This window comes from Bartonella sp. AA86SXKL (assembly GCF_042196885.1).
This window is the reverse complement of the sequence record NZ_JBHIRE010000478.1, coordinates 1-277: the sequence shown is the minus strand read 5'-3', so window position 1 is coordinate 277 and position 277 is coordinate 1. Positions and strand designations below refer to the sequence as shown.

The following is a 277-nucleotide window of genomic DNA, read 5'->3' as shown; positions in this document are numbered from 1 at the left end:
CTCTGGTGCTGCAATGCGGTTAATGCCCACGTCAATAATAATGGCCCCATTTTTAACCCAGTCTTTTTTAATCATTTGTGGGCGACCTATAGCTGTTACTAAGATATCAGCGCTACGACATACGTCATCAAGATCACGAGTACGACTATGAGCGATTGTTACAGTGGCATTTGCTGCTGTTAAGAGGGCGGCCATAGGTTTGCCAACAATATTTGAGCGTCCAACAACAACAGCATCAAGACCAGATAAGTCTTGTCCACATTGTTGTTCAATCATC

The 277-nt window shown here is 43.7% G+C and carries 1 pseudogene; it reads right to left on the bottom strand.

The annotated features are described in order from the left end of the window. A pseudogene (locus ACFIO5_RS12750) lies at positions 1 to 277 on the bottom strand (bifunctional methylenetetrahydrofolate dehydrogenase/methenyltetrahydrofolate cyclohydrolase); the annotation flags it as partial.